This window comes from Saccharothrix stipae (genome assembly GCF_054781895.1).
The window spans coordinates 1-25,419 of the sequence record NZ_BAAGTN010000002.1; the positions used below are offsets into that span (position 1 = coordinate 1).

The 25,419-nt window shown below is 72.1% G+C and carries 16 protein-coding genes and 2 pseudogenes; 12 read left to right on the forward strand and 6 right to left on the reverse strand.

The window, feature by feature from the left end; all coding sequences use genetic code 11:
• The first annotated feature begins 162 nt into the window (after nucleotides 1-162).
• From ACYVLT_RS03200 to ACYVLT_RS03210, 3 genes and pseudogenes are all read left to right on the forward strand, one after another.
• Nucleotides 163-654: a hypothetical protein gene (locus ACYVLT_RS03200; protein ID WP_461118567.1), complete on the forward strand. Its 492-nt coding sequence runs from the start codon at nucleotides 163-165 to the stop codon at nucleotides 652-654.
• 609 nt (nucleotides 655-1,263) lie between these two features.
• The gene (locus tag ACYVLT_RS03205) at nucleotides 1,264-1,392 is read left to right on the forward strand and encodes a hypothetical protein (protein WP_461118568.1); all 129 of its coding nucleotides are present in this window, start codon (nucleotides 1,264-1,266) and stop codon (nucleotides 1,390-1,392) included.
• 778 nt (nucleotides 1,393-2,170) lie between these two features.
• Nucleotides 2,171-2,707: pseudogene (locus tag ACYVLT_RS03210) on the forward strand (transposase); the annotation flags it as partial.
• Nucleotides 2,708-3,262: 555 nt separating this feature from the next.
• Here ACYVLT_RS03210 and ACYVLT_RS03215 read toward each other — a convergent pair.
• The 3 genes from ACYVLT_RS03215 to ACYVLT_RS03225 all read right to left on the reverse strand — a co-directional run bounded on the left by ACYVLT_RS03215 (nucleotide 3,263) and on the right by ACYVLT_RS03225 (nucleotide 5,705).
• Complete coding sequence (locus ACYVLT_RS03215) at nucleotides 3,263-3,760, reverse strand: LGFP repeat-containing protein (protein WP_461119234.1); 498 nt, start codon at nucleotides 3,758-3,760, stop codon at nucleotides 3,263-3,265.
• 366 nt (nucleotides 3,761-4,126) lie between these two features.
• Nucleotides 4,127-4,420, reverse strand: coding sequence for a hypothetical protein (locus tag ACYVLT_RS03220; protein WP_461118569.1), 294 nt, complete (start codon nucleotides 4,418-4,420; stop codon nucleotides 4,127-4,129).
• Between the two features lie 805 nt (nucleotides 4,421-5,225).
• Complete coding sequence (locus ACYVLT_RS03225; protein WP_461118570.1) at nucleotides 5,226-5,705, reverse strand: WD40 repeat domain-containing protein; 480 nt, start codon at nucleotides 5,703-5,705, stop codon at nucleotides 5,226-5,228.
• Between ACYVLT_RS03225 and ACYVLT_RS03230 the strand changes: the two are divergent.
• A pseudogene (locus tag ACYVLT_RS03230) lies at nucleotides 5,613-6,389 on the forward strand (WD40 repeat domain-containing protein); the annotation flags it as partial. The gene ACYVLT_RS03225 and the pseudogene ACYVLT_RS03230 sit on opposite strands and share 93 nt — an antisense overlap.
• A 214-nt stretch (nucleotides 6,390-6,603) precedes the next feature.
• Here the strand turns inward: ACYVLT_RS03230 and ACYVLT_RS03235 are convergent.
• A complete protein-coding gene (locus ACYVLT_RS03235; protein WP_461119235.1) occupies nucleotides 6,604-8,052 on the reverse strand; it encodes an ATP-binding protein in 1,449 nt (482 codons plus the stop codon).
• Nucleotides 8,053-8,057: 5 nt separating this feature from the next.
• On the reverse strand, nucleotides 8,058-9,737 hold the full coding sequence (locus tag ACYVLT_RS03240) for an NAD(P)/FAD-dependent oxidoreductase (protein WP_461118571.1): 1,680 nt from the start codon (nucleotides 9,735-9,737) through the stop codon (nucleotides 8,058-8,060).
• Here ACYVLT_RS03240 and ACYVLT_RS03245 point away from each other — a divergent pair.
• The 7 genes from ACYVLT_RS03245 (at nucleotide 9,736) to ACYVLT_RS03275 (ending at nucleotide 21,574) form a co-directional block, all read left to right on the forward strand.
• The gene (locus tag ACYVLT_RS03245) at nucleotides 9,736-12,762 is read left to right on the forward strand and encodes a BTAD domain-containing putative transcriptional regulator (RefSeq protein WP_461118572.1); all 3,027 of its coding nucleotides are present in this window, start codon (nucleotides 9,736-9,738) and stop codon (nucleotides 12,760-12,762) included. The two genes, ACYVLT_RS03240 and ACYVLT_RS03245, sit on opposite strands and share 2 nt — an antisense overlap.
• Nucleotides 12,763-12,820: 58 nt before the next feature.
• Complete coding sequence (locus ACYVLT_RS03250) at nucleotides 12,821-14,302, forward strand: bifunctional 3-(3-hydroxy-phenyl)propionate/3-hydroxycinnamic acid hydroxylase (protein ID WP_461118573.1); 1,482 nt, start codon at nucleotides 12,821-12,823, stop codon at nucleotides 14,300-14,302.
• 149 nt (nucleotides 14,303-14,451) lie between these two features.
• Nucleotides 14,452-15,225: an AfsR/SARP family transcriptional regulator gene (locus ACYVLT_RS03255; RefSeq protein ID WP_461118574.1), complete on the forward strand. Its 774-nt coding sequence runs from the start codon at nucleotides 14,452-14,454 to the stop codon at nucleotides 15,223-15,225.
• 83 nt (nucleotides 15,226-15,308) lie between these two features.
• On the forward strand, nucleotides 15,309-15,500 hold the full coding sequence (locus tag ACYVLT_RS03260) for a DUF6229 family protein (protein ID WP_360463768.1): 192 nt from the start codon (nucleotides 15,309-15,311) through the stop codon (nucleotides 15,498-15,500).
• Nucleotides 15,437-18,322: a type 2 lanthipeptide synthetase LanM family protein gene (locus ACYVLT_RS03265; protein ID WP_461118575.1), complete on the forward strand. Its 2,886-nt coding sequence runs from the start codon at nucleotides 15,437-15,439 to the stop codon at nucleotides 18,320-18,322. Before ACYVLT_RS03260 ends, ACYVLT_RS03265 begins: the two co-directional genes overlap by 64 nt.
• Nucleotides 18,319-20,205 (forward strand): ABC transporter ATP-binding protein, encoded by a 1,887-nt coding sequence (locus ACYVLT_RS03270; RefSeq protein WP_461118576.1) that lies wholly within the window; start codon nucleotides 18,319-18,321, stop codon nucleotides 20,203-20,205. Before ACYVLT_RS03265 ends, ACYVLT_RS03270 begins: the two co-directional genes overlap by 4 nt.
• Nucleotides 20,198-21,574, forward strand: a complete 1,377-nt coding sequence (locus ACYVLT_RS03275) for an FAD-binding oxidoreductase (RefSeq protein WP_461118577.1) — start codon at nucleotides 20,198-20,200, stop codon at nucleotides 21,572-21,574. The genes ACYVLT_RS03270 and ACYVLT_RS03275 overlap by 8 nt, the downstream gene beginning before the upstream one ends.
• Before the next feature lie 87 nt (nucleotides 21,575-21,661).
• Here ACYVLT_RS03275 and ACYVLT_RS03280 read toward each other — a convergent pair whose 3' ends face one another.
• Nucleotides 21,662-22,075, reverse strand: coding sequence for a hypothetical protein (locus ACYVLT_RS03280; protein ID WP_360463757.1), 414 nt, complete (start codon nucleotides 22,073-22,075; stop codon nucleotides 21,662-21,664).
• Nucleotides 22,076-22,264: 189 nt separating this feature from the next.
• Between ACYVLT_RS03280 and ACYVLT_RS03285 the strand changes: the two genes are divergently transcribed.
• Nucleotides 22,265-25,330, forward strand: a complete 3,066-nt coding sequence (locus ACYVLT_RS03285) for a discoidin domain-containing protein (RefSeq protein WP_461118578.1) — start codon at nucleotides 22,265-22,267, stop codon at nucleotides 25,328-25,330.
• Nucleotides 25,331-25,419 lie beyond the last annotated feature (89 nt).

Genomic DNA, 25,419 nt, shown 5'->3' on the forward strand with positions numbered 1-25,419 from the left:
ACCTCGCCAGACTCGGCCTCGCCGCATAGCCGAATTGGGCAACAGAGTCCTGTGGGGTGCCGGCGCTGCACAGAGCGTAGGCGCGATGGTGGGGTCCGGCACACCTGCGGGGAGATTCACGAATCGGACGTGCGCGCCGCTTCTCACTGCCATTCTGATCCCATGGGGAGAGAGCTGGGCGAAGAGTTCTTACCGAAGTCCGCCGAGGGTCAGGAGTTAACGAAGAAGGATCTTCCATTCCTGCGTGTGTTCCTGGTCTTCCAGGTCTGTGTGGCCGCGCTCATGGCGATCGTGGCGGTCGCGAGCGCGGTCGACCGTACAAATGATCCACGTACCGAGGCCGTGGTGAAGCAGCGTCTGTCCGGAACCAAGGGGTGCGACAACTTGATCGTGGCCTATACGACGCCCTCCAGGAGCACGCACCGGGCGAAGCTGTGCTCCAAGGGCGGTAGGCCTCCGGTGGGCGGTTCCGTTGCGATCCGGTACTCGGCGGAGGGCGACGACGAGGTCCACCCGGCTGAGGAGGGTGTCCTGCTGATGTTGCTCATCCCGTTCGGCTTCCTGACCCTCGGTGTGGTCGGTTTGTGGTACGTGCGACGTCGGCCGGAGGCCCTGCTCGACAAGGGCTTGCGGTGGACCACTCCCTGGTCCTGACAAGACGACCGGCACGCTCCCGCCCGACGGGCGCCCGGCGTCCATCGGCCGACACATCCGCGAGGACCCGCTCGTGGAAGGCGTGCACCCTGCCCACCGGCGTGCCGCAAGCCGGACACGCCACCTCACCGCCCCCTGGCCGATGCCCACACCACGATCGCATCACCGGCGTCCTCGACATCCTCGATCGACAGTGCCGGAACCCCCGAGAACACCGGGCCGACCAGCATCGCCATCCCAGACGTAAACGATCATGGAAACCCTCACTCCCGTCATGGCCTGGGGCCCACCGCACCACCACCGGAAGTGCGCCAGAGCCGACGTTTGTACAGTCCCTGCGGCAACAATTTTCCGAACAGTACAGGTTTCCAAGGTTCGTCCAAGGTCGTGAGTGCACCCTCTGCAGTGGCCGGAACGACGTGAGGGGAGCGACGTCCGGCTGTGACGGAGCCGGTCGAGGCGGGTTCGACCCCGGCGCACGCGCCTCCCGGCTCCGTCCATCTGCGGTCACTCATCGGTAGCTGTCGACCATCGGTGGACCCGTTGTGCCGACCAGTGTTACCTGGAGGTGAAAGCCGGTGAAGCGGGACATCGGTTCGAGGTGCGGCGGTGGAGTTCGGGTTGTTCGGCGAGGTGCGTGCGGCGGTCGACGGAGTGCCGCACGCTGTGGGTCATACGCGGCAGCGTTTTGTGCTGGCGGTGCTGTTGGTGGAGGTCAACCCCTGCGTGTCAGGGTGAGTTGAGTCCAGTGGTTCACAGCAAATCGGCCTGACGCAGGGCGAGATTCGGATCGATTGACATGACCCGCAAGGCCAGGTCCTCGGTGGTCGAGGACGATGATGGGCGGATGGATTCCCAGCAGCCGCGTGGTGACGGGCCGAGGCGGCGGCGCGCGTTCAGCGCGTCGGAGAAGCTCGCGTACCTGAGCGCATACGAGGAGGCGTGCGAGCACGGCGATGGTGGGGGGGTATTTGCGGCGGGAGGGCTTGTACTCGTCGTTGATCAGCGAGTGGCGCAAGTAGCGCGATGCCGGTGCGCTGGCGGGCAAGGCGCCGGGTGAGAAGGCCGGCAGGCTGTCCGCGGAGCAGGCGGAGATCGCCCGGCTCACCCGGGAGAACGCCCGTTTGAGCAAGCGCCTGGACACCACCGAGGCGGCCCTGGACATCATGGGAAGAGCGCACGCTCTCTTGGAAAGTCTCTCCGAGAGGGCGGATTCCGACGACAAGCGCGGGAGGCGTTGACCCATGCCTACGCGTCGTTGACCGCCGATGGCGTGTCGACCAGGCGGGCCGCGGCGTTGGCAGGGCTGGTGCGCTCGACGGCGATCCGTCACGGCAGGGCCGCCCTGGCGCCCGCGCCGCCCCGGCCGGTGCCAGAGCCGGTCAATAAGCTGACCGTCCTGGAACGCCTGCGGGTTCTCGAGGTGCTCACCAGCCCGCGGTTCGTGGACCTGGCGCCCTTGCAGGTCTACGCGCAGCTGCTCGACGAGGGCGTCTACCTGTGCTCGGTGTCCACGATGTACCGGACTCTGGCGGAGAACAGGCAGGTCAGGGAACGTCGCCGGCTCGCACGCCACCCGGCCAGGGTATGCCCGGAGCTGGTCGCGACCGCGCCGCGGCAGGTCTACAGCTGGGACATCACCAAGCTCGCGGGCCCGGTGAAGGGCACCTACTACGACGCCTACGTGATGATCGACATCTACTACCGGTTCATCGTCGGCGTCCATGTCCACGCTCACGAATCCGGCGTCCTGGCCAAGGAGCTGATGGAACGGATCTTCTCCGTCCACGGAGTCCCGCGGGTCGTGCACGCCGACCGGGGCACGTCGATGACCAGCAGGACCGTCGCGGCCCTGCTCGCCGACCTCGACGTCACCCGGTCGCACTCCAGGCCCGGGGTGTCCAACGACAACCCGTACTCCGAAGCGCTGTTCAAGACCCTGAAGTACGGTCCTGAATTCCCTGAACGCTTTCGATCACTCCCGGCCGCACGGACGTTCATGGACGAGTTCGGCCACTGGTACAACCACGAGCACCGCCATACCGGCATCGGCCTGCACACGCCCGCCGACGTCCATTTCGGACTCGCAGCCGTCAGGACCGCAGGCAGGCGCACCGTACTCGCCGAGGCACGCGCCCGCCAGAAGATAGCCACCCGACCTTCGCGTGATCGGGACGCCGGCCTGGCGCAGGTGGTGAATGTAGGGGTTCAGGGCACAGAGCCGGACTGCGGCAGGGCCGTCGTGGCGGGTAATGGCCGGATCGTCGGGCACCTTCACGCGATAGCTGTCGTGGCGGGCGCGTTTCACTGCCCGAGGACGAGGCCGGCGCGCCATCCTGATTCCGCTGGCGGTCGCGGGGTCGCCGTGCTGCCGTTGGCGATCCGCTCGGCCTCCGGGGCGGCCAAACGGGACCGCAGGGTCCCATCGAGGTCGAGCGGATCGAGCAACGCAGGCCGGTCCCGACGCACCCGGCGTGAACCCGAGCGCGAAGCCCATGATCGAAGGTGGGCCCTGAGCACGTCCGGCGATGGCACCAGCGCCTGGTCGCCGGAAGTGGACCTACCCGAGCCGGATGGGCAGAACGACAGCCGGTCCATGACGACCGAGTCAGTCGATGTTCCACGCCACGACAGCGCCGCCCGAGGGTGTCCAGGTTATGGTGCCGTGCTGGAAGGTGCAGCTGGCCCTGTCGCCGGTGGCCCGGACGTCACTGAGCGGGTAGCCGAGGCGGCTGTCCTGCCAGCCCATTTCCGCCCACTTGTCCCGAACGGGCCCGTGGACCGCGTGTGGCCCGATGTCGCCCCTCCAATAGATGGAGCCGCCCTCGAAGTGGTTGAACCGTCCTTCACCGGGCCCGCAGGGCAGTTCGTCGGTCACGGGGTAGCGGAGGAGGCCGCCGTGCCCGCCAAGTCGTGCCCACTTCACCCGGATGTCTCCATGCACCTCGTGTGCGCCGTGCTCCGGCGTCCAGTAGATGGAGCCGTGCTCGTAGTCGCGAGCCCGGCCGCGGCCGTCCGGCATCGCCATCTCCCCGCTGCCCGCGCCCGCGTCGACCGGTGCCCCGAGCCAGGGCAACTCACGCCGCTTGTCGTCTATTGCTGTCATCGCATTCTCCTCACGACGTCGTCGGCGAGCGGGGCGGATGAGCGCCGACACCGGCAGCCCACGAGCGCCACCTTCTACCCTGTACGTCCTAAAGGGTCAGCCCGTTCGCAGCGAAGCGCGTTCACCCAAACAGGTGATCTCGGTATGGCGTCGATCGGCACCGGTCGGATAACGACCTCACACCGCGAGTGGATGATCAGCGACGTGCGAGAAGGGCCGGGAACCGCTGTCGACCGGCCGGACTGACGACGGAGGACGAACCGTCCAACGCCACGGAGATCGAGCCTCCGCCGCGCGGGGCACTCGGACGTTGATGGGAAACGCCCCGCGGTCAGCGGAGGCGAATCGGAGTGCTGTCGGTGCTGCCTACGGGCAGCTCAGGGTACTCAACGGCGGCCGCCTCGCCTCGGTGCAGCCGTAGCCGACGGTCGCCGACTGCCGGCCCGAGACCTGGTAGTTGCTCTTGCGCATCGTGAACCTGACGGTCGCGTAGTCGGACGGACCCCAGTCGTCGGTGTAGACGCCGGCGCCGGTGAAGTCGCGCCAGCTGTTCCAGCCGACGGTGATCAACACCGCGACGTTGTTCGGGCGCTCGGCCCGCACCTTCAGTGCGTCGCAGCGGCTGCTCGACGCGTTGCGCGACCGCGTCCGCCTCGACACAGGACCGACCGGGTCGGCGCCAGCAGCCTGTTGCGGCGGATGCGCGCCACCGCCGGTGGTGGGTGGTACTGGTATGGGCGGACGGCGGCTACACCGGCCCTCTGCTCGATTGGTCCCGAGCAACCCTGGGCCTGCTTCGGCCCGGCCGACACCACCCTGCGGCGCCTGGTGGACATCACGGGAGCGCGATAGGCGGTCGAGGAGCGCTTCCAGACCGCGAAAACCGAGACCGACCTGGACCACTACCAGGTCCGTGGCGTTCAAGTCTGGCACCTCCGGTGAATCGTCAACAAACTCTCGAACGGCGTAGTCACCCACCAAGCGGCGTCACCGACCGCTGCACAGTCGATCGCCTGGCCGGTGATCGACAGCGAGTCGTCTCCACACAGGAACGACAGACGCCGCGATTAGGTCGTGTTGGACCTGTTCCCGCCGTCACCGAGAGGGCCGGGTCGGTCAGCGACCCAGACGCGGACGCGCCGCGTCGAGGATCGGCACCAGGCACTCGGCAGCGTGTAGTCCTGCACGTTCGTCGACCGCAGCTCAGTCGGATCGGTTCGCTGGATCGCCGCGCCCAGCCGTACCAGTAGAGTGTCCGGCGGCCCGCTTGCGCGTCCCTTGGCGGTCAAGCAAACGATAACCGCTGGTCGACCCATTGATGTCCTGCCTGCGGACCTGGCTGACCAGGACTGATCACATGACGGGTTTCGGTGGACCCGTGACCGTCTCCATCACGGTCCTTGAACGAGGTCCTCGCAAAGGGCTCCGCGATTCATACCATGGCCACGTTGTCAAGCAGTTCAGATCACCGCACCGAATCCCACCAGATCAGGGTGCCGTCCTCGCCACTCGAAACGATGCGCCCGGATTCATCCATGACCAAGGCGTAGATGTGTTCATGGTGGCCGCGGAGATTTGTTTCGATGACCTTCCCGGTCGCAGCATCCCACACGGTCATCAGCCCGCTGGCCCCACCCGCCACCAACACGGCGCGATCGTCGACGTGACCTGCCGCGAGAGCCCACAACGGCCGATCGTCGTCCGCGGCCTCGAAAAGGTAGCCCTCACTATCGCCGGACAATGGTTGGGCGCAGCGAACCTCCGCACCGCTATTACAACTGACGACCAGGCACCGCGCGTCCACGTCGCAGATCGCAATCGCGTTGGCGCCACCACCGGGCAGGTGCTCGCGGTGACCTGGTCGCCCGACGGCAGTCGATACCTCACCGGCAGCCGCGACGGAATCCGACTGTGGAACACCACCGGCGAACCCCTCTACCGCCACGCCACAAGTTATTTCTCGGATGCGTTGACCTGGTCACCCGACGGCAGCCGCTATCTCACCGGCGGCTCACGCGGAATCCGACTATGGGACACCACCACAGGCGAACTCCTACACCACAAGACCACCACGGGATTCGTACGCGCCGCAGCCTGGTCACCGGACGGCGCCCGATACCTCACCGGCAGTCTCGACGGAATTCAGTTGTGGGACGCCACTACTTGTGAAGTCCTCGACCAGCACACCATCGACCATGCCACATATGCCGTGACTTGGTCATCCGACGGAACCAAGTACCTCACCAGCAGCAGGGACGGAATCCGATTGTGGAACGCCATCACCGGCAAACTCCTCCACCATAACACTACGGATAGGTTTGTCCTGGCGGTGGCCTGGTCACCTGACGGCACCCAATACCTCGCGAACCGCGACAACGCAGCCGGGATCCGATTGTTCGACGCCACAACCGGCGAACTCCTCCACAGCCGCGCAACCGGCCATGCAGTAAATGCGCTGGCCTGGTCACCCGACGGCACCCAATATGTCACCGGCAGCAAGCACGGAGTCCGACTGTGGAACGCCAGTACAGGTGAACTCCTACACGACCACACCACCAGTCATTCCATAGAAGCGGTGGCCTGGTCACCCGACGGCGCCCGATTCCTCACCACCAGCAGCGACGGAGTCCAACTGTGGGACGCCGGCCCGTCACCAACCGTCAAGTTGGTGATGTCCATGCGGGTGACGGCGTCGCCGCCATCTACGATCCCTCCGCGAACAAGGTCATCGGTGCCACCGATCAAGCATGGCGATCGCTGGCGTGGTCCACTGTTCGCGACGGGCGCATCGACCGCCTCCCCGCTGAGACATTCGGTGAACTCCCTCCTCTCAAAGTCGTGCCTCAGGAGTAACCCCGAGAAACAGCGAGTCCGTCAGGCGGCACCAAGGGCAGGTGGACCAGGAAACGGGTGTCGCCGGGCTCGGACACGACACGGATGTCGCCGTGGTGGCGCTCGACCACGATCCGCCACGAGATGTCCAAACCGAGCCCGGTGCCCTCGCCGACCGCCTTGGTGGTGAAGAACGGCTCGAAGATGCGCCCCTTCACCTCGGCCGGGATGCCCGTGCCGGTGTCGGCGATCTCCACCACCAGGTCGTCGCCGGCGCGGGACGTGCGCACGGTCAGCGTGCCGGCGCCGTCCATCGCGGCCACGGCGTTGTCGACCAGGTTCGTCCACACCTGGTTGAGCTCGGCCGGGTACGCGGGCAGCGGGGGCAGGGACCGGTCGTAGTCCTTGACCACGCGCACACCGTCGCGGAGCTTTCCGCCGAGCATCACGAGGGTGGAGTCGAGCAGTTCGTGCACGTCGACCACCTGGAACGGCGCGCGGTCGACCTGCGAGTACTGCTTGGCCGCGCCCACCAGCGTGGACACCCGCGTGGTGGCGTCCTCGATCTCGTTCATCAACGTCTCGGTCTCGACCGTGTAGGCCAGCCAGCGCACGGCCGCCTCGGTGGCCGTCTCCGGGCACACCGCGGCCGCCCGGTCCAGCCACTCGACGTCCAGCCCGCCCGCGACGAGCACCGGCGCCAGGTCCCAGCCGCCGCCGACGCCGTGCGCGTCCAGCCAGTCGGCGACCTCGTCCTCCAGGTCGGCGGTCTCCATCGGGCCGAGCTTCGGCGCTTTCGCGACCCGTTCGACGGCGCTCTCCTGGAGCTTCACCAGCACGGGCAGGGTGGCCTGGTCGAGCGAACCGCTCGCCAGCAGCGCCAGCTTGTGCCGCATCCCGGCGACCCGCTCGCGCAACGCCCCGGTGGCCCGCACCGCGGCCGCGGCGGGGTTGTTCAGCTCGTGGGTCAGCCCGGCCGACAGCGAGCCGAGCGCGAGCAGCCGTTCCCGCTGGCTCACGATCCGCTCGGTGTTGCGCATGCCGAAGAACAGGCCCTCCAGCAGGTGGATGGCCATCGGGAACCACGAGCGGAACATCGCGCCGAAGTCGTGCGCGGGCAGCTGGTACAGCCGCACGTCGGTCACCGCCTCGGCGGTCATCTGGTAGACCGACGTCGCCTCCAGGTCGGAGCCCAGGTACGCCTGCGTGGCGCCGAAGTACGCGCCGCGGTGGTCGGTGCGGTGGGTCTCCACGCGTTGGCCGCCGATGACGCGACTGAGCGTCACCGTGCCGGCCAGCAGCACGTAGAAGCAGGTCGCGGGCTGTCCCTCGCGCAACACCTGCGCGCCCGCGAGGTGCGTCTCGACCTGGCCGTGCGCGACGAGCCACGCCAGCTGGTCCTCGGACAGGTGCTCGAACAGGAACAGCGCGCGCAGGTCGTCGACCGTCAGGTTCTCCACGTCCGTCACGACCTCTCCAGGTACCGGTGCACGAGTGACACGGCCATCGCGCCGTCGCCGACCGCCGAGGCGACCCGCTTCACCGAGTCCGCGCGCACGTCTCCGGCCACGAACACGCCCGGCAGGCTGGTCTCCAGGTGGTACGGCGGCCGGTCGAGCGGCCAGCCGTCGGGCAGCCGGCCGTCGGCGACCAGGTCCGGCCCGGCCAGCACGAACCCGCGCTCGTCACGGGCCAGCGTGCCCGCGAGCCAGTCCGTGTGCGGCGCGGCGCCGATGAACGCGAACAGCCACGACGTCGGCACGGTCGTCGTCTCACCGGTCTTGTTGTGCCGCAGCGTCACCGTCTCCAGGTGCTGCTCCCCCGTGCCGCCGACGACCTCGGTGCAGGTGCGGACCTCGATGTGGGGCACCCGGGCGAGCTGCTCGACCAGGTAGTGCGACATCGACCGCTCCAGCGAGTCGCCGCGCACCACCAGCACGACGCGGCGGGCGTGCGCGGCGAAGTAGAGCGCCGCCTGGCCCGCCGAGTTGGCGCCGCCGACCAGGTAGACGTCCTCGCCCGCGCAGCCGGGCCCTTCCGTGGTGGCCGCGCCGTAGAACACGCCCCGGCCGGTCAGCGCGCCGAGACCGGGTGCGTCGAGCATCCGGTAGGACACGCCGGTGGAGAGGATGACGGTGTGCGCGGCCAACTCCGTGCCGTCGCCGAGCCGCACCACGCGTGCCGCGCCGCGCGCTGCCAACCCGACCACGTCGCACGCGGTCAGCACCTCGACGTCGAACTTCAGCGCCTGTCTGCGGGCGCGGTCGGTCAGCTGCTCGCCGGACACGCCGTCGGGGAAGCCGAGATAGTTCTCGATCCGGCTGCTGGTGCCCGCCTGGCCGCCGGTGGCGCGCCGCTCCACCAGCACCGTGCGCAGCCCCTCCGAGCCGCCGTAGACGGCCGCGCCGAGCCCGGCGGGACCGCCGCCGACCACGATCAGGTCGTAGAAGTCGGTGGACGGCCGCGTGGTCAGGCCGACCCGGTCGGCCAGCTCCGCGTCCGACGGCTCGACCAGCGGCTCGCCGTCGGCCGTGATGACCACGGGCAGCCGTGCGCCGTCCTGGCCGCACGCGGTGAGCAGCCGACCGGCCTCGGTGTCGCCGTCGTCCAGCGCGTGCCAGCGGAACGGGACGGAGTTGCGGGCCAGGAAGTCGCGCACCTCGTAGGACCGCGACGACCAGCGGTGCCCGACGACCCTGACCTGGCGCGCCGGGCCGCGATCGGCCGCCGACCACGCGCGCAGCAGCTCGTCCAGCACCGGGTACAGCTTCTCCTCCGGCGGGTCCCACGGTTTGAGCAGGTAGTGGTCGAGGTCCACGACGTTGATCGCGCGGATCGCGGCGTCGGTGTCGGCGTAGGCGGTCAGCAGCACCCGGCGTGCCGCGGGGAACAGGTCCATCGCGGCCTCCAGGAACTCGATCCCGCTCATCCCGGGCATCCGGTAGTCGGCCAGCAGCACCGCGACCTCCTCGCCGCGCAGCTTGATCTCGCGCACCGCGTCGAGGGCCTGCGGGCCGGACTCGGCCCGCACGATCCGGTAGGACTCGCCGTACTTGCGGCGCAGGTCGCGCGCCACGGACCGGGACACGCCCGGGTCGTCGTCCACGGTCAGGATCGAGGGCCGGGCGACCTGAGGAGTCGTCATGTCCACAGTGAACCAGCACCACCCGGGGCTGGTTAGGCTCCTGCGGGTGCGTTGGGAGATCCTCGGGCCGATGCGGGTGGTGCGCGCCGGCGAGCCGGTGGCGCTGGGTGGGCCCAAGCCGCGCGACCTGCTGGCGCTGCTGGTGCTGCGGCACAACCAGGTCGTCACCGCGGACTGGCTGGTCGAGGCGCTGTGGGACGGGCGGCCGCCGGCCGGGGCGCACACGACCCTGCGGTCCTACGTGGTCGGCCTGCGCCGTGCGCTCGAACCGGGGCGCGGACGCCGGGCGCCGGCCGAGGTGTTGCGCGGCCACACCGGCGGGTACGAGCTGAGCGTGCCACCGGAGGCCGTCGACGCCGTCCGCTTCACCGCGCTCGCCGAGACCGGTGCGCGGGCGCTCGCCGGTGGTGACCCGAGCGCCGCCGAGCGGCACTACGCCGAGGCGCTGGCCCTGTGGCGGGGCGAGGTCGCCGCCGCCGACCTGGCCGCCGTCCGCCCCGACGCGGCGAGGTTGGCCGAGGCGCGGTCCGCCGCGACCGAAGGGCACCTCACCGCCGCCGTCGCCGCCGGCCGCCACGTGGCCGTGCTGCCGGAACTGCGCCAGTTCGTCGACGCCCACCCCGAGCGCGAGAACGCCCGCGCGCAGCTGATGCTCGCGCTCTACCGGGCGGGCAGGCAGACCGACGCGCTGGCCGTCTACGACGAGGGTCGCCGGGTGCTGGCCGACGAGTTCGGCGTGGGACCGGGCAGACACCTGCACGAGTTGCGCGAACGGATCCTGGCGCACGACGTCCCACCGGCCGGCGGGGCGGCTCGACCGGACCCGGTCCCTCACCACCGGCACCACCTCGTCGGCCGCGAAACCGAGCTCGCCGTCCTCACCGAACTGCTCGCCGCGTCGGGACGGACCGGCGGCCGGTTCGCCGCGATCGTCGGCGAGGCGGGCATCGGCAAGACGAGCCTGGCCGACGCCGTCGCCCGCCGGGCCGCCGCCGCGGGTGTTCCCGTCGCCCGGGGGCGCTGCCCCGACATCGGCCAGACCCCGCCGTTCTGGCTCTGGGCGCAGGTGGTGCGCGCTCTCGTGCCCCTGGCGGGTGACGCGGGCACCGCCCCCGCGCTGGCGGTCTTCGGCGCCGGACCCACCGCCGAGGCCGACACCGGCGTCGACACCGACATCGACCCCGCCGCCCGGTTCCGCGCCTACGACGCGGTCTCCACGCTCGTGCACGCGGTCTCCCGCCCGGCCGGGCTGGTCCTGGTGCTGGACGACCTGCACGCCGCCGACGCCGACTCGCTGCTCCTGCTGCGCTACCTGGCCACCACCGTCCACACGTCCCGTGCGCTGGTCATCGCCACCCTGCGCCCCTACGAGCACGACCCCGACCTGGTCGCGACCCTGGTCGACCTGGCCCGCGCGCCGGGCCACCGCCGGCTGCGCCCCGCCGGGCTGGACGCCGACGCGGTGGCCGACCTGGTGCACGGGCACACCGGCACGCGCCCGCCCGCCGACGTGGTGCGCGACCTCGTCACCCGCACCGGCGGCAACCCGTTCTTCCTCACCGAACTGCTCGCCTCCCCCGATGACGCGCCGCCGCCGAGCGTGCGCGACACCGTCCGCCTCCGGCTGCACGCCCTGGACCGCGCCACCCGCGACTGGCTGGACGTGCTGAGCGTCGCCGGTCGGGAGCTGGACGTGGACCTGCTGGCCGCGGTGACCTCGACCGAGGTGCGGCTCGACCACCCGGTGACGCACCTGGTCACGGAGGTGGGCCCGGGTGTGGTCCGGTTCCGGCACCCGCTGTTCGCCGAGGCCGCCTACGCCGACCTCGCCCCGACCCGCCGCGCCGACCTGCACGCCCGCCTCGCGGACGCGGGCCGGCCCACCCTGACCCCGGCGGAACTGGCCCACCACTACGGCCGCGCCCGCGGTCGACAGGACGACCACCTGAGCTGGACCCTCGAAGCCGCCGACGACGCCACCCGCCGCGTCGCCTACGAGGACGCCCTGGCGCACCTCGACCGGGCCGCCGCCCTGCTCACCACGCCCGACCGGGAGCTGGCCGTGCACCTGCACCGCACGTCGCTGCTCCAGATCACCGTCGGCATCGGCAGTGACGCCGTCGACCTGGCCGCCGCCCGCGCCCGCGCGCTGCTCACCCGGGTCGACGTCGACACGGACGTGCGGCCCGCGTTGTGGACGCTCGGCGAGCTGGCCTGCAACCGCGCCGAGTTCGGCATCGCCGAAGACCTCGCCGGCCGACTCGCGGCGGACGACGGCGTGATCGGCGCCGCGGGCCACTACCTGCTGGGCGCGGTCGGCTACTTCGCCGGCCGCCTGGCCGAGGCCGACGACCACCTGACCGCCGCCATCGACCGGCTGCACGAGCTGGACCCGCCCGAACTCGTCGGGCGGGCCGGTCGCACGCCCACGCTCGCGACCTACGACTTCCGCGCCTTGGTGCGTTCCCTGCGCGGTGACGCGGCCGCGGCCCGGGCCGACATCGCGGCCGCGCACGCCCTCGCCGAACGCGCCGACGACCCGTACGGGCGGCCCAACGCCGCGCTGTTCGCCGCGTGGACCGCCATGCAGGAGCACGACGTGACCACCGCCCTCGCCGCCGCCCGCCGCTGCCGCGAGATCGGCCTGCGCCGGCACATGCCGCACTTCGTCACGACCGGCGACTTCTTCGCCGAGTGGGCCGCCGTGCGCGGCGGGGACGACAGCCGCCTCACCGCCATGCGTGCCGCCAGGGAAGGCATCCACCGGCTCGGGCTGCGCTCGACCCGCACGATCACCCTCGCCGCGATGGCAGACGCGCACCTGGTCGCCGGCCGGCGCGCCACGGCGGCGGCGTTGGCCGACGAAGGTCTCGCCGTCGCCGAGGAGGTCGGCGAACGGGTCCTCGCCGCCGAACTGCTGCGGGTGCGCGGCCTGGCCAACGACGACCCGGCGGACCTGGACGCCGGCGCGCGACTGGCCGAACGACAGGGCGCCCACCTGCTGCGGTCCCGGTTCCCGCGCTAGTTCCACAGAACTCCAACAGCGCTGCGCTGGCATGTGTCCCTTACCCGGAGGAGGACGCATGGAGTTCGACGTCGTAGTGGTCGGTTGCGGGCCGGTCGGCGCGCTGACCGCCAACCTGCTCGGCACCAGGGGCGTGCGCACCCTGGTCGTGGAACGCGACACCGCGCCGCACCGGCAACCACGCGCGTTCTCCTGCGACGACGAGGCGTTGCGGATCTACCAGCAGGCAGGTCTGCTGGACGAGGTCGCGAAGGACATGTACCCGCCCGACCGGGCCGAGTACATCAACGCCAAGGGCCGGGTGTTCGCCACCATCGCCCTGGACGAGGTCGACTTCGGCCTGGGCAGCGGTCCCCTGCACTTCTTCGACCAACCACGCCTCGAAGCGGCCCTGCGCGCCGGGCTCGACCGGTTCCCGCACGTCACCCTGCGCACCGGGGTCGAGCTGATGCGGCTCACCCAGGACGAGGAGGCCGCCACCGTGGTCCTGCGCGACCTCGACAGCGGCGAGGAGTCGCACGTGCGCGCGAGGTACGTGCTGGGGTGCGACGGCGCCCGCAGCACCACCCGGGTAGCGGCCGGCATCGCGCTCACCGGCACGTCCTACGCCGAACCGTGGCTGGCGGTCTCCGGCGACGTCGCCGCCGGCGCGGTGCGGGTGCCGCGGACCACGTTCGTGTGCGACTGGCGGCGGCCCGCGTTCGTCTCCCCCGGCGCGTTCGACACCTACCGGCTGGAGTTCATGCTGCGCCCGGACGAGGAGCCGGCGGCCATGACCGACCCCGGTGCGGTCGCCCGGCTCGTCGCGCCCTACGTCGACCCGGACCGGTTCACCGTCACGCGCGCCGTCGTCTACACGTTCCACCACCTGGTCGCCGAACGCTGGCGCGACCGGCGGGTGTTCCTGCTCGGCGACGCCGCCCACCAGATGCCGCCGTTCCTGGGCCAGGGCCTGTGCAGCGGGCTGCGCGACGCGGCCAACCTGACCTGGAAGCTCGCCCTGGCACTGGGATCGGACGCCCCCGACGCGCTGCTGGACGGCTACGAGGCCGAACGTCGCCCGCACACCGAGGCGATGGCGCGGACCAGTGTGCGGCTCGGTCGGGTGTTCCTGGTGCGCAACAGGTTCGCCGCATTCGTGCGGGACGTGGTGCTGCGCGCCGTGCAGACCGTGCCGCGGGTGCGCCGCCTGGTGCGCCACTTCGAGTTCAAGCCGCTGCCCGCACTGCCGGACGGGCGCGCGATGTTCCCCCAGCCCGAGGTGGTGGTCGGCGGGGTGCGGCGATTGCTCGACGACGTGCTCGGGCCCGACTTCGCGGTCATCGGACCGGGTGTGGACGCGAGCACGGCGCGGGGCTGGTCGGGTCCACGCGCACGGTTCCTGCGGGTGGTGGCGGACGGCGAACCCCACGCCGAGGACGACCTGGTGGACGTCACCGGCGTGCTCACCGCCTGGTTCGCCCGCCACCGCACCGACGTCGTCGTGCTGCGCCCCGACCGGTTCGTGCACGCCGATCGGGCTCCCGCCGCAGCCCCGTGACCCTCGCCCGACCCTCCGGCGCCGCCGTGCGGACGCTGCCGAAGCAGTGCGGACGCTGCGGCCGAAGCGGTGCGAACGTGCGGCAACGTCGGTGTTCGCGGCCTCGACCTCCTGGTATATCGGGGGATTCTGCCGCGAAGGGGTGTCGGATGGCGGTCTTGGTGCTGGGACGGCCCGTGGTGCGGACCGGCGGGGTGACGCGGCACCCGGCGCGGCGGATGGCGCGGGTCCTGCTCGGCGTGCTGGCCTTGCGGGCCAACCGGGCGCTGCCGCTGGAGTGGATCATCGAGGCGTTGTGGCCCGGCCGGCCGCCCGCGTCGGCCGCCGCGAACGTCCGCAACCACGTGGCCGACCTGCGCCGGCTGTTGCGCGAGGCCGGGCCCGACCAGCCGGGCATCGTCACCTCACGTGACGGGTACGTGCTGGTCACGCCGCCGGACGGGGTGGACGTGACGTTGTTCCAACGGCTCCTGGTCGAGGGGCACGAGTTGCGCGGCCGTGGCGGCGACTTCGCCGCGGCCGGGTGCCTGGCGCGGGCCGTGGGCCTGTGGCGGGGACCGGTGATGGCGGGTGTGCCGGTGCCCGAGGCGGTCCGGCCCGACGTGACGGTGCTGGACGAGCAGCGGGTCGGCGCGATCGAGGACCTGGTCGGCGTGCGGCTCGCGCTCGGGCTGCACGACGGGCTGGTGCCCGCGTTGGCCGGTCTGGTGGTCGAGCACCCGTTGCGGGAACGGCTCTGGCGGCACCTGGTCGCCGCGTTGGCCGCGGCCGGCCGCCGCACGGAGGCCGTCGCGGTCTACCGGCGGCTGGTCGAGGTGCTGGACTCCGAACTCGGCGTCACGCCCAGCGCGGCCACGATCGCGCTGTACGAGGCCGTTCGGCGCAACGACCCCGCCGCGCCGGAACCGGGTGGGCAGAACTGAACGGCGGAACGCCGACTTTTGTGTGCGGGCCCGTGTGCACGGCATTTTTACACTCCACGCCCCCGCCAAGGAAGGGAGCGTTCATGACCACCGCAATGCTGCTCGACGCCGAGGAGACGGTGGCGCGCTGGCGCGCCGGGCTCGACGAGTGGGACAACCCGGCCGGTCCGCTGTTCGCCAACGGCGAGTTCGCCGAGGGCGACATCGTGGCGTGCAACCCGCCGGGCAGCCGCTGCTCGTCGTGCACGGCGTCCCGACCGGTGTACTGCTGCTGACGATGGCACCCGACGAGGTCGGCGAGCTCGACCGAACCCTGGACTGGCTGCTCGGTCCCGCGCTGGACCGGTTGGCCCGCTGTTTGGCCGAGGTCGCCGACCTCGGCGCCGCCGAGGCGGACGCCGTGCTCGACGCCGCCCGCGACGCGTTGCTGGACACCGTGCGGCGCAAGGTGATCCGCGTGATCGTGCTGGAGCTCAACGCGGCACGCGTGACGGGCAGGCTGGTCGCCGACGACCCGGCCGGCCGGTGGGCGGAGTTCCTCGCGCGGGCAGTCGAACCGGCGTTCTGGCACGACCTGACCCGCCACTACCCGCACCTCGTGACCCGCCTGCACGCCGTGGTGGACAACCGGGTGGGCGCCGTGCACGCGATGGCGTCGCGGTTCGCCGCCGACCGGCCCCGACTGCGCGAGCTGCTCGGTGCGGACGCGGGCGAGCTGCGCGAGGTGGAGTTCGGCGCGGGCGACAGCCACCGGGGCGGCCACACCGTCACGCTCCTGTACTGCACCGGCGGCACGGTGGTCTACAAGCCGCGCCCCATGCGGGTGGACCAGCGGTTGGCCGCCTTCCTCGCCGTGCTGACAGACGGCGAGCACGCCATCCGGGTGCCGCGCGCGATCGTGGCCGACGACTACGGCTGGGCCGAGCACGTGGTCCACCGGTACTGCGAGAACGATGCCGAGCTGGACGCCTTCTACCGCAACCTGGGCCACTGGCTGGCGGTGATGCGGCTGGTGTCCGGCACGGACCTGCACGCGGAGAACATCATCGCCTGCGGCCCGGTGCCGGTGGTCGTGGACTGCGAGAGCGTGTTCACGCCACGACCGCCGCACCCGCCGACCGGTGCGGGCGAGGCCACCGACCTGATCGCCGAGCAGCTCAACGGGACCGTGCTGCGGACCGGCCTGCTGCCCGGCCGGGGCGCGGGCCTGGGCTGGCGCGGCGTGGACGGTTCGGCCATGGGCGGGCTGCCCGGCGAGCAGCCGGACATCGGGTTGCCGGATTTGGTGGGCGCGGGCACGGACACCGCGCGCGTCGCGATCGTGCCGCAGCGGTTGCCGCCCACGCGGAACCTGCCCAGCCCGCAGCCCCGGTTGGCCCGCCACTGGCCGCGGGTCGTCGCCGGGTTCGACGAGATGGCCGACCGGATCACGCGCCTGGACCGGGAAGGGCGGCTCGCGCCGTTGCTCGCGACCTTCGCCGACTGCGTGGTGCGGGTGATCGTGCGCGACACCGAGTCCTACACCGAGCTGGCTCGGATGCTGTGGCACCCGGCGGGTCTGCACGACCAGGACGCGGCCGAGCGCAAGGCGCGCGCGTTGCTGGCGCGGCACTCGATGAACACGCGTGGGCCGGGCGACCCGGACGTGCACGCCGCCGAGGTGGCCGAGCTGCTCGACGGCGACATCCCGGTGTTCACCACGACACCCGCCGAGGGTTGGCTGCACACGCCCGGTGGTCTCGTCTGCGGGCCGCGGGTCGACCAGGTCGAGCTGGCGTTGCGCAACTGGCGCACGGCCGACCTCGCGCTGGAACGCCGCGTCACGCACGCCGCGCTCGTCAGCGCCTACCTGAACCAGGGCGCGGAACCCGACCTCCGCCGGATGACCGCACCCGCGCCCGATCCGTCCTCTCTGGACGGACGGCGGCGGGCACTGGCCGCGCGGCTGGTGCGCGAGCTGGCGCGGGAGGCGGTGCGCGGCGGTGACGGCACGGCCACCTGGTTCGCGCCGATCCTGGACCGCTCCGGGTGGCAGACCACTCCCCTGACACCCGACCTGTACGGCGGCACGTTGGGCGTGGCCGTGCTGCTCGCGGCCTACCGCCGGGAGGTGGCGGCGGGACGTGCCGACGCGGTCGACGGCGTGTCGGACCTGCTGGACGCGACCGTGCGGACGGCCGGGCTGACCCAGCGGTGGTGGGCCGCGCAGGCCGAGCACACCCGCCGTCGGCCCGACCCCGTCGGCGGGTACATCGGCCTCGGCTCGCAGATCTGGTGCTGGCTCACCCTGCACCGGCTGGGCCTGGACTGCCTGGCGGACGCGGAGTTCCTGGCCGGGCAGATGCCCGCCGCGATCGCCGCGAGCGAGGGCCCGGACCTGGTGGTGGGCACGGCGGGCGCGATCGTGCCGCTGCTGGTGCTCGCTTCCCGCACCGGCGAGGCGCGGTGGGTGGACCTCGCGCGCGAAGCGGGCCACCGGCTGGCCGCCGAGGCCCGCACCGACGGCGGCCGGACCCGGTGGGCCGCGCCGAACTGGCCCGACGGCATCGGCGGTTTCGCCCACGGCGCCACCGGCATCGGCTGGGCGTTGGGCAGGCTGGCGGCGGTCACCGGCGAACGCCGGTTCGCCGACCTGGCCGAGGGCGCGGCGGCGTACGAGGAGACCTGGTACGACCCGGCGCGCGAAGCCTGGATGGACCCGCGCGAGCCGGACACGGTCGCCGCCGCCTGGTGCCACGGCGCGATCGGCGTCGGCCTGGCCACCGACGACCCGGACGTGCTGCGGCGCGCGGCGGCGTCGGGGCTGCGCGACGGCACCGGTTGGACCCACACCCTGTGCCACGGCGACATGGGCACGTGGGAGCTGCTGGCGAAGGCGCTCGACGCGGGCGTGGCGCCGGCCGGGCTCGACCGGGCGACGGTGGACGCGATGGCGATCGGCAGCCTGGAGGCCAACGGCCCCACCACGGGGCTGGCGCGCGAGGTGTACTCGCCGAGCATCATGTCCGGCTCGGGCGGCATCGCCTACCAGCTGCTGCGGCTGCACCCGGACTGCGACCTGCCGTCCGTGCTGCTCCTGGCCGACGGCCCGGCATGACCACGGCGAAGGCCGAGGAGCACGACCCGCGCGACGGCGCGCTCGTGACCCCGCACTGGCAGCTCGACGACACCGCCGCCACCGCGCCCCGCCGCGTCCTGCGCGGCCTGCCGGCGGCGACCTGGCCCGTCCTGCGCATGATCCGCCGAGCCGCACCCGTGCCCGCCCTGGCCGTCGTGGTGATGCAGGTCGTGTCCGGGCTCGCGGCGGCGTTCGGGTTGTTCGCCACGACCGGTGTGCTCACCGAGCTGCTGGCCAGTGGCGCGGCGACCGAACGGGTGCTGGCCGCGTTGCCGGACCTGCTGCTGGTCGGCGCGGCGTTCGGGTTGCGCGGCGCGATGGACGTCGGCGTCTCCCTCGCCCACGCGCGGATCACGCCCGCCGTGCGGCGGTTGGCCGAGGAACGGCTGTACGCGGCCAGCCTCGCCGCCGACCTGGCCGCGTTCGACGACGCCCGGTTCCACGACCGGATGCACCGCGCCCGCGACCGCGGCCTGTTCTTCCTCGAACGCGCGGCCGACAACCTGGTCGAGCTGATCGGCGCGGTGCTCGGCATCGTCGCCGCGACCGGCAGCCTGGCCGTGCTGCACCCGGTCCTGGTGCCCGTGCTGCTGCTGGCCGTGCTGCCCGACGGGTGGGCGGTGCAGCGGGCGGCGAAGCTCGCCTACGCCAGCGTCGGCCGGACCGTGGCGCTGGACCGGCGCGTGCAGATGGTGTCCGACCTGGCCACCGAGCGCGAGCCGGCCGCCGAGATCCGCGCCTACCAGGCGGAACCGTTCGTGCTGCACGAGTACCGGGTGGCCGCGGACCCGTTGCGGGACGAGGACGTCCGGCTCGCCGTCGCGCAGGCGCGCGTGCGGGGCATCGGCCGTGCGTTCGCCGGGCTCGGCCTCGTCCTCACCTACGTGGTGCTGGGCGGCCTGGTGCGCTTCGGCTGGGTGCCGCTGGCCGTCGCGGGCACGGCGGTGATCGCGATCCGGGTCGCCACGACCGCGTTGAACCGGCTGGTGCTGGCCGCCAACCAGCTCGTGGAGCAGGGCATGTACGTGGCCGACTACCAGGAGTTCCTGGCCTCCGCCGAGCGCTCCACCCACCGTGACGGCCTCGACGCCCCGATCGACCCCGGCCGGGTGACGCTGGACCGCGTCACGTTCCACTACCCCGGCAGCGCGCGACCGGCCGTGCGGGACGTCTCGCTGACCGTCCGGCCCGGCGAGACGATCGCCCTGGTCGGCGAGAACGGCTCGGGCAAGACGACGTTGGCCAAGCTCGTCGCCGGTCTCTACGCGCCGACGTCGGGCGCGGTCCGGTGGGGCGGCCAGGACATCGCGCTGGTCGACCGGAGCCGCCTCGCCGACCGGGTCATGATGGTGCTCCAGGACCCGGTCCGCTGGCCGCACACGGCCCGGGTGAACGTCCGGGTCGGTCGGCACGACCGGCCGGACCCGGACGGGCTGGCGCTGCGGGACGCGGCGGCGCAGGCGGGCGCGGACGAGGTGGTCGACCAGCTGCCGGACGGCTGGCACACGTTGCTGTCCAAGCAGTTCCGGGGCGGGGTGGAGCTGTCCGGCGGCCAGTGGCAGCGGCTCGCCGTCGCCCGCGGCCTGTACCGGGACGCGCCGCTGCTGATCTGGGACGAGCCGACCGCGCCGTTGGACGCCAAGGCGGAGTTCGCGGTCTACGAGTCGTTGCGCGCGCTCGCCGAGGACCGGACCGTCGTGCTCATCACGCACCGGCTGGCCAGCGTGCGGCACGCGGACCGGATCCTCCTGCTGCACGACGGGGAGCTGACCGAGCAGGGCACGCACGCCGAACTGCTCGCGCTGGGCGGCCGGTACGCGGACCTGTACGAGTTGCAGAGCCGGATGTACGCCGATGCTTGAGCTGGTCGGGCCGACCGACCCCCGGTACGCGTGGTCGCGCGCCCAGTTCATCGGCCGCCCGCACGAGGTGCTGCCGCGCGAGGTGGCCCGCTGCTCCTCGGCCGCCGACGTCGTCGCCGCGCTCGCGCTGGCCCGTGACCGCGGGTGGCCGTTCGCCGTCCGGGCCGGCGGGCACAGCAACGCCGGCCACTCCAGCACGACCGGCCTGCTGCTCGACCTCACGCCGTGCGACCGGATCCGCGTGGCGGACGACCTGGTCACGGTGGGCGGTGGTGTCCGGATCGGACGGTTGTCCGCGGCGTTGGCGGCGGTGGGCAGGCTGGTCCCGGTCGGGTCGTGCCCGTCGGTCGGCGTGGTCGGCGCGGCGCTGGGCGGCGGGTTCGGCAGTCACGGCCGCCTGCACGGGCTCACGTGCGACGCTCTGGTGTCCGCCGAGGTCGTGCTGGCGTCGGGGCGGGTCGTGACGGCGTCCGGGACCGAGGAGCCCGACCTGTTCTGGGCGATGCGCGGCGCGGGCGGCGGCAACTTCGGCGTGGTGACCCGCGCGACGTTCCGCACCGTGCCCGCCCGGCCTCGCACGCACCTGCGCCTGACCTGGGACTTCAGCCACGCCGCCGCGCTCGTCCGGTGGTGGCAGCGGTGGGCGCCGGACGCGCCGGACGCGGTGTCGGTCGAGCTGGTCGCGCTCGGCCCCGAGTTCCCGGACGAGGAACCGGTCGCGATGCTGGTCGGTGCCGCGCCCGACCGTGCCGCGGTGGACGCGCTGGTCGCTTCCTTCGGCGTGACACCGGCGTTCGCCGAGGTGGTCGACGTGTCCGCCGCCGACGCCGTGCTGCGGCACGCCACCCCGCACTCGGCCGTCGCCCTCGACCCGGACGCCCTCCCGCTCGTGCACGACCGGCCCGGCATGTCCGCCGCCAAGACCGAGTTCTTCGACCGACCGCTGCCCGACGACGTGGTGGCGGACCTGCTGGCGCACTTCGTCGCGGACCGCGAGCACGGCGAGCTGAGGGAGATCGCGTTCACGCCGTGGCGTGGCGCGTACGGGCGGATCGCGCCCGACGCCACCGCGTTCGCGCACCGCGACCCGGCGTTCCTGATCAAGCACACCGTGCTGGTCGGTCCGAACGGCGCGGCCCGGCGCGGGCCGGAGGTGCTGGACCGGCTCGCCGCCGCGTGGGCCATCGCGCACCCCCGGGGCACGGGTCGGGTGTACCCGAACTTCCCCGACCCGGCGCAAGCCGACTGGCTGACCGCCTACTACGGGGCCAACGCGGACCGCCTGCGTGTGGTGAAAGCCCGCTACGACCCGGACGACGTGTTCCGGTTCGCCCAGTCCATCCCGGGCGTCCCGGCAACGCGCCGCTGACACCCCGACGTGGCGGCCGGCCGCCGGATCACTGCCGGCACGGTCGCCGGACCGCCGTCGGCCCCCGGTCGTCGGATCGCCGTCGGCTCAGTCGTCGGAGAGGTCGATGTCGGCGAGGTCGTCCACCCCGACCACGTCCTTGTCGTTGAACACGACCACCACGCCCAGCTCCGTCAGGCCCGGCACGCGGCACTCGGCGAACCGGACCAGCCAGTCGCGGCCGGGGTGGAAGGTGAACTCGGGGTCGGCGACGGCGTCGGGACCGTAGCCGGGGCGTTCGCGGAGGTGGTCGTCCACGGCCTCGCGGGCGGTGGCGAGCAGGCGTTCGCGGTCGTCCAGGACCGAGCCGATGAACGCCAGGTCGAGGTCGGCGGTGGTCGCCGGTTCCTCCACCAGCACGCTGACCGCCGTCCCGGCGGCGGTCGTGTTCCAGCACAACACGCCGTAGGGGGTGTCGTCCACCGGGGACAGCTCGCCGAAACCGGGAATCGTGATCGTCACCCGGCGATCCTATGCGCCGCTCCCGGGCCGGACCGGAACCGGGCCGCCGACCACCCGAGAACCGGTCGCCCGCTCCCTTGACGGCGGTACGACAGGTGAAGTTCGCTGTGGGAGAGCGCTCTCCGAGAGTTTGTCGACGACCCGCGGCCGGGGCACACCGGCCGCGGGCCACCCCTGCCTGGAGTCGCCATGCCCGAAGCGCTCGCCCGGCACCGCCGCCGGGTCCTGCCCCTGCTCGCCGTCCTCGTCGCCCTGACCGCCGGGCAGCTCGCCGCGACCTCGCCGCAGGCGCGGGCGGCCGGGGTCCTGCTGTCGCAGGGCAAACCCACCACCGCCTCCTCCACCGAGAACGCGGGCACCGCCGCGTCCGCCGCCACCGACGGCAACACCGGCACCCGCTGGTCCAGCGCGTTCACCGACCCGCAGTGGTTGAGCGTCGACCTGGGCGCCACCGCGACGCTGGACCGCGTGGTGCTGACCTGGGAGGCCGCCCACGCGACCGCGTTCCAGGTGCAGACCTCGGCCGACGGCGTCACGTGGACCACGATCCACACCACGGCCAACGGCGCGGGCGGCACGCAGGACATCCCCGTCACCGGCACCGGTCGGCACGTCCGCATGTTCGGCACGGCCCGTGCCACCGGCTACGGCTACTCGTTGTGGGAGTTCCAGGTCTACGGCACGACCGGCGCCGCCGCGGGCACGCCGATCTCGCAGTACAAGCAGGTCACGGCCTCCACCTGGGAGGGCGGCAACGCGCCCGCCGCGGCGCTCGACGGCCGCACGAACACCCGCTGGTCCAGCCAGTTCGCCGACAACCAGTGGCTGCGCGTCGACTTCGGCGGCGTCGCCACCGTCAACCAGGTCGTGCTGCACTGGGAGGGCGCGTACGCCAGGGGCTACCGGATCGAGCTGTCGAACGACGCCGTGACCTGGACCCAGGTCTACGCCACCACCACCGGCGCGGGTGGCACCGAACGGCTCGCGGTCGGCGGCACCGGCCGTTACCTGCGGTTGTTCGCCACCGCACGCGCCACCGGCTACGGCGTGTCGCTCTGGGAGTTCCAGGTCTTCGGCGCCGTGGACACCTCCGCCGCCACGCCGCCGTTGCTGTCGCCGCCGACCAAGGCGCCCGCGGTGACGGGTCGGTTCGCCCTGTCCGCGCCAGCCGACAACGCGATGATCACCGGCACCCGGCGTCCCGCGTTCTCGTGGGCGGCCGTGCCGGGTGCGGTGCGGTACCAGGTGTGGCTGAACGTCAGCCGCACCGACTACGACTTCGCCGCGTCCGGCAACCTGATCGACCTCTACACCAAGGTGGCCGAGCCGACGGGCACCGGTTACACGCCGTCGTGGGACATCGCCGACCGGTGGACGTACAAGTGGTTCGTGGTCGCGGTGGACGGTTCCGGGGCGACCAGCGCGTCGAACATCCGCACGTTCAGCGTGTACCTGCCGGCGGTGACGGCCGTGGCCGACGGTGTGCGCGTGGTGAACGGCAGCCGTGACCTGAACAAGAACGGCGCGGTCGAGCCGTACGAGGACTGGCGGCAGCCCGTGGAGACGCGGGTGAACGACCTGCTCGGTCGGATGACGATCGAGGAGAAGGCGTACCAGATGTTCTACAACGCCCAGGTGTTCCCACGATCGGGGTGGCACTTCGGGCCGGCGGAGGCGCAGGACCTGCACACCGCGTTGCTCGGGTCGAGCGGGACGCGGCTCGGCATCCCGTTCGTGTCGGCCGGTGACACGATCGCCGGGTACAAGACGACGTACCCGTTGCAGAGCGCGTTGGCGGCGGCGCGGAACTACCCGTTGGACTACAAGCTCGGCGACATGCAGCGGCGCGAGCAGCTGGAGGTCGGCACGCGCGGTGTGCTGGGACCGTTGGCCGAGGTGGGCACGAAGGTGCTGTACCCGCGCATCCAGGAGGGCAACGGCGAGAGTTCCGAGGTCGCTTCGGCGCAGGTGCGGGCGCTGGTGGCGGGCTTGCAGGGCGGGCCGGAGCTGAACCCGGCGTCGGTGCTGGCGACCGTGAAGCACTGGCCGGGTGAGGGCGCGGGCGGTGAGGCGTTGATCGTGTACGACGCCGTGACGATCAAGTACCACCTGGCGCCGTTCCGGGCCGCGATGGAGGCGGGCGCGGTCAACATCATGCCGGGGTACGCGGGCAGTTCGCTGCTCGATCCCGGCGGTCCGGGTGCGGGTGACAGCGCGAAGATCCTCGCCTACCTGCGGCAGAACCTCGGGTACACCGGTCTGATCACCACCGACTGGTTGCCGTCCGGCTCGTGGGTCGGTGCGGCGAACGCCGGTTCGGACGTGATGGGCGGCGCCGACCCGGGTGCGCCGGGGTTCACCATCGGCGGGTTCACCTCGGCGGTGCCGGCGGCGCGGATCGACGACGCGGTGCGGCGCGTGCTGCGGCTGAAGTTCAAGCTCGGCATCTTCGAGAACCCGTACGGCGACCCGGTCAACGGGCCTTACCGGTTCCACAAGCCCGAGTACGCGGCGTTGGCCAACCAGGCGTCGCGTGAGGCGATGACGTTGCTGAAGAACACCAACGGCGTGCTGCCGGTGCGGCTCAACCGGGGTGACAACATCGTGGTGGCCGGACCGCGTGCCGACGACACGGCCGCATGCTGCATCTGGACCAGCTACTTCCACCAGGAGTACGGCTCGCAGACCATGCTGGAGGCGATCCGCACCCGTGCCGCGCAGGCCGGGGTGAACGTGCACAAGGACACCGGCCCGTCACCGAAGCTGGCGATCGTGGCGGTGGGCGAGACGTCGTACACCCACGCGACGAGCTGGCCCAAGGAACAGCCCTACCTGCCGCCGGACCAGTTGGCCCTGATCCGGGACTTCCACCGCCAGGGCATCCCGGTCGTGGTCGCCCTGGTCCTGCCGCGCCCGTACGTGATCACGGAGTGGCACGACCTGGCGAGCGCGATCGTCGTGACCTACCGCGGCGGCGAGGAGATGGGCCCGGCCTTGGCGTCCCTGCTGTTCGGCGACTACACGCCCACGGGCAAGCTGCCGTGGCAACTGCCCCGCGCCCTGACCGACGTCCTCCGCCCCGGCGGCACCGACATCCCGGCCGACGCCGTCGAGCACTGGGACGTCCCCTACGACCTGGGCGCCACCACCGCCGAACGTGCCGACATCCGCGCACGCATCGACTCCGGCGCTCCCGTCCCCTCCACCTACGGCACCCCGCTCTACCCCTTCGCCTCGGGCCGAACCACCTTCTAACCCCGAGAGTCCAACACTCACCCCGCGAGAGTCCTACCTCCACACTGCGTGTGTCCTACGTTCACGTCACGCGTGTCCTACGTTCAGAA

Coding starts and splice junctions, on each gene's coding strand:
- ACYVLT_RS03200 (WP_461118567.1), top strand. CDS start 163: ATGGGGAGAGAGCTGGGCGAAGAGTTCTTACCGAAGTCCGCCGAGGGT.
- ACYVLT_RS03215 (WP_461119234.1), bottom strand. CDS start 3,760: ATGACAGCAATAGACGACAAGCGGCGTGAGTTGCCCTGGCTCGGGGCA.
- ACYVLT_RS03245 (WP_461118572.1), top strand. CDS start 9,736: ATGTCCACAGTGAACCAGCACCACCCGGGGCTGGTTAGGCTCCTGCGG.
- ACYVLT_RS03240 (WP_461118571.1), bottom strand. CDS start 9,737: ATGACGACTCCTCAGGTCGCCCGGCCCTCGATCCTGACCGTGGACGAC.
- ACYVLT_RS03250 (WP_461118573.1), top strand. CDS start 12,821: ATGGAGTTCGACGTCGTAGTGGTCGGTTGCGGGCCGGTCGGCGCGCTG.
- ACYVLT_RS03255 (WP_461118574.1), top strand. CDS start 14,452: ATGGCGGTCTTGGTGCTGGGACGGCCCGTGGTGCGGACCGGCGGGGTG.
- ACYVLT_RS03260 (WP_360463768.1), top strand. CDS start 15,309: ATGACCACCGCAATGCTGCTCGACGCCGAGGAGACGGTGGCGCGCTGG.
- ACYVLT_RS03270 (WP_461118576.1), top strand. CDS start 18,319: ATGACCACGGCGAAGGCCGAGGAGCACGACCCGCGCGACGGCGCGCTC.
- ACYVLT_RS03275 (WP_461118577.1), top strand. CDS start 20,198: ATGCTTGAGCTGGTCGGGCCGACCGACCCCCGGTACGCGTGGTCGCGC.
- ACYVLT_RS03285 (WP_461118578.1), top strand. CDS start 22,265: ATGCCCGAAGCGCTCGCCCGGCACCGCCGCCGGGTCCTGCCCCTGCTC.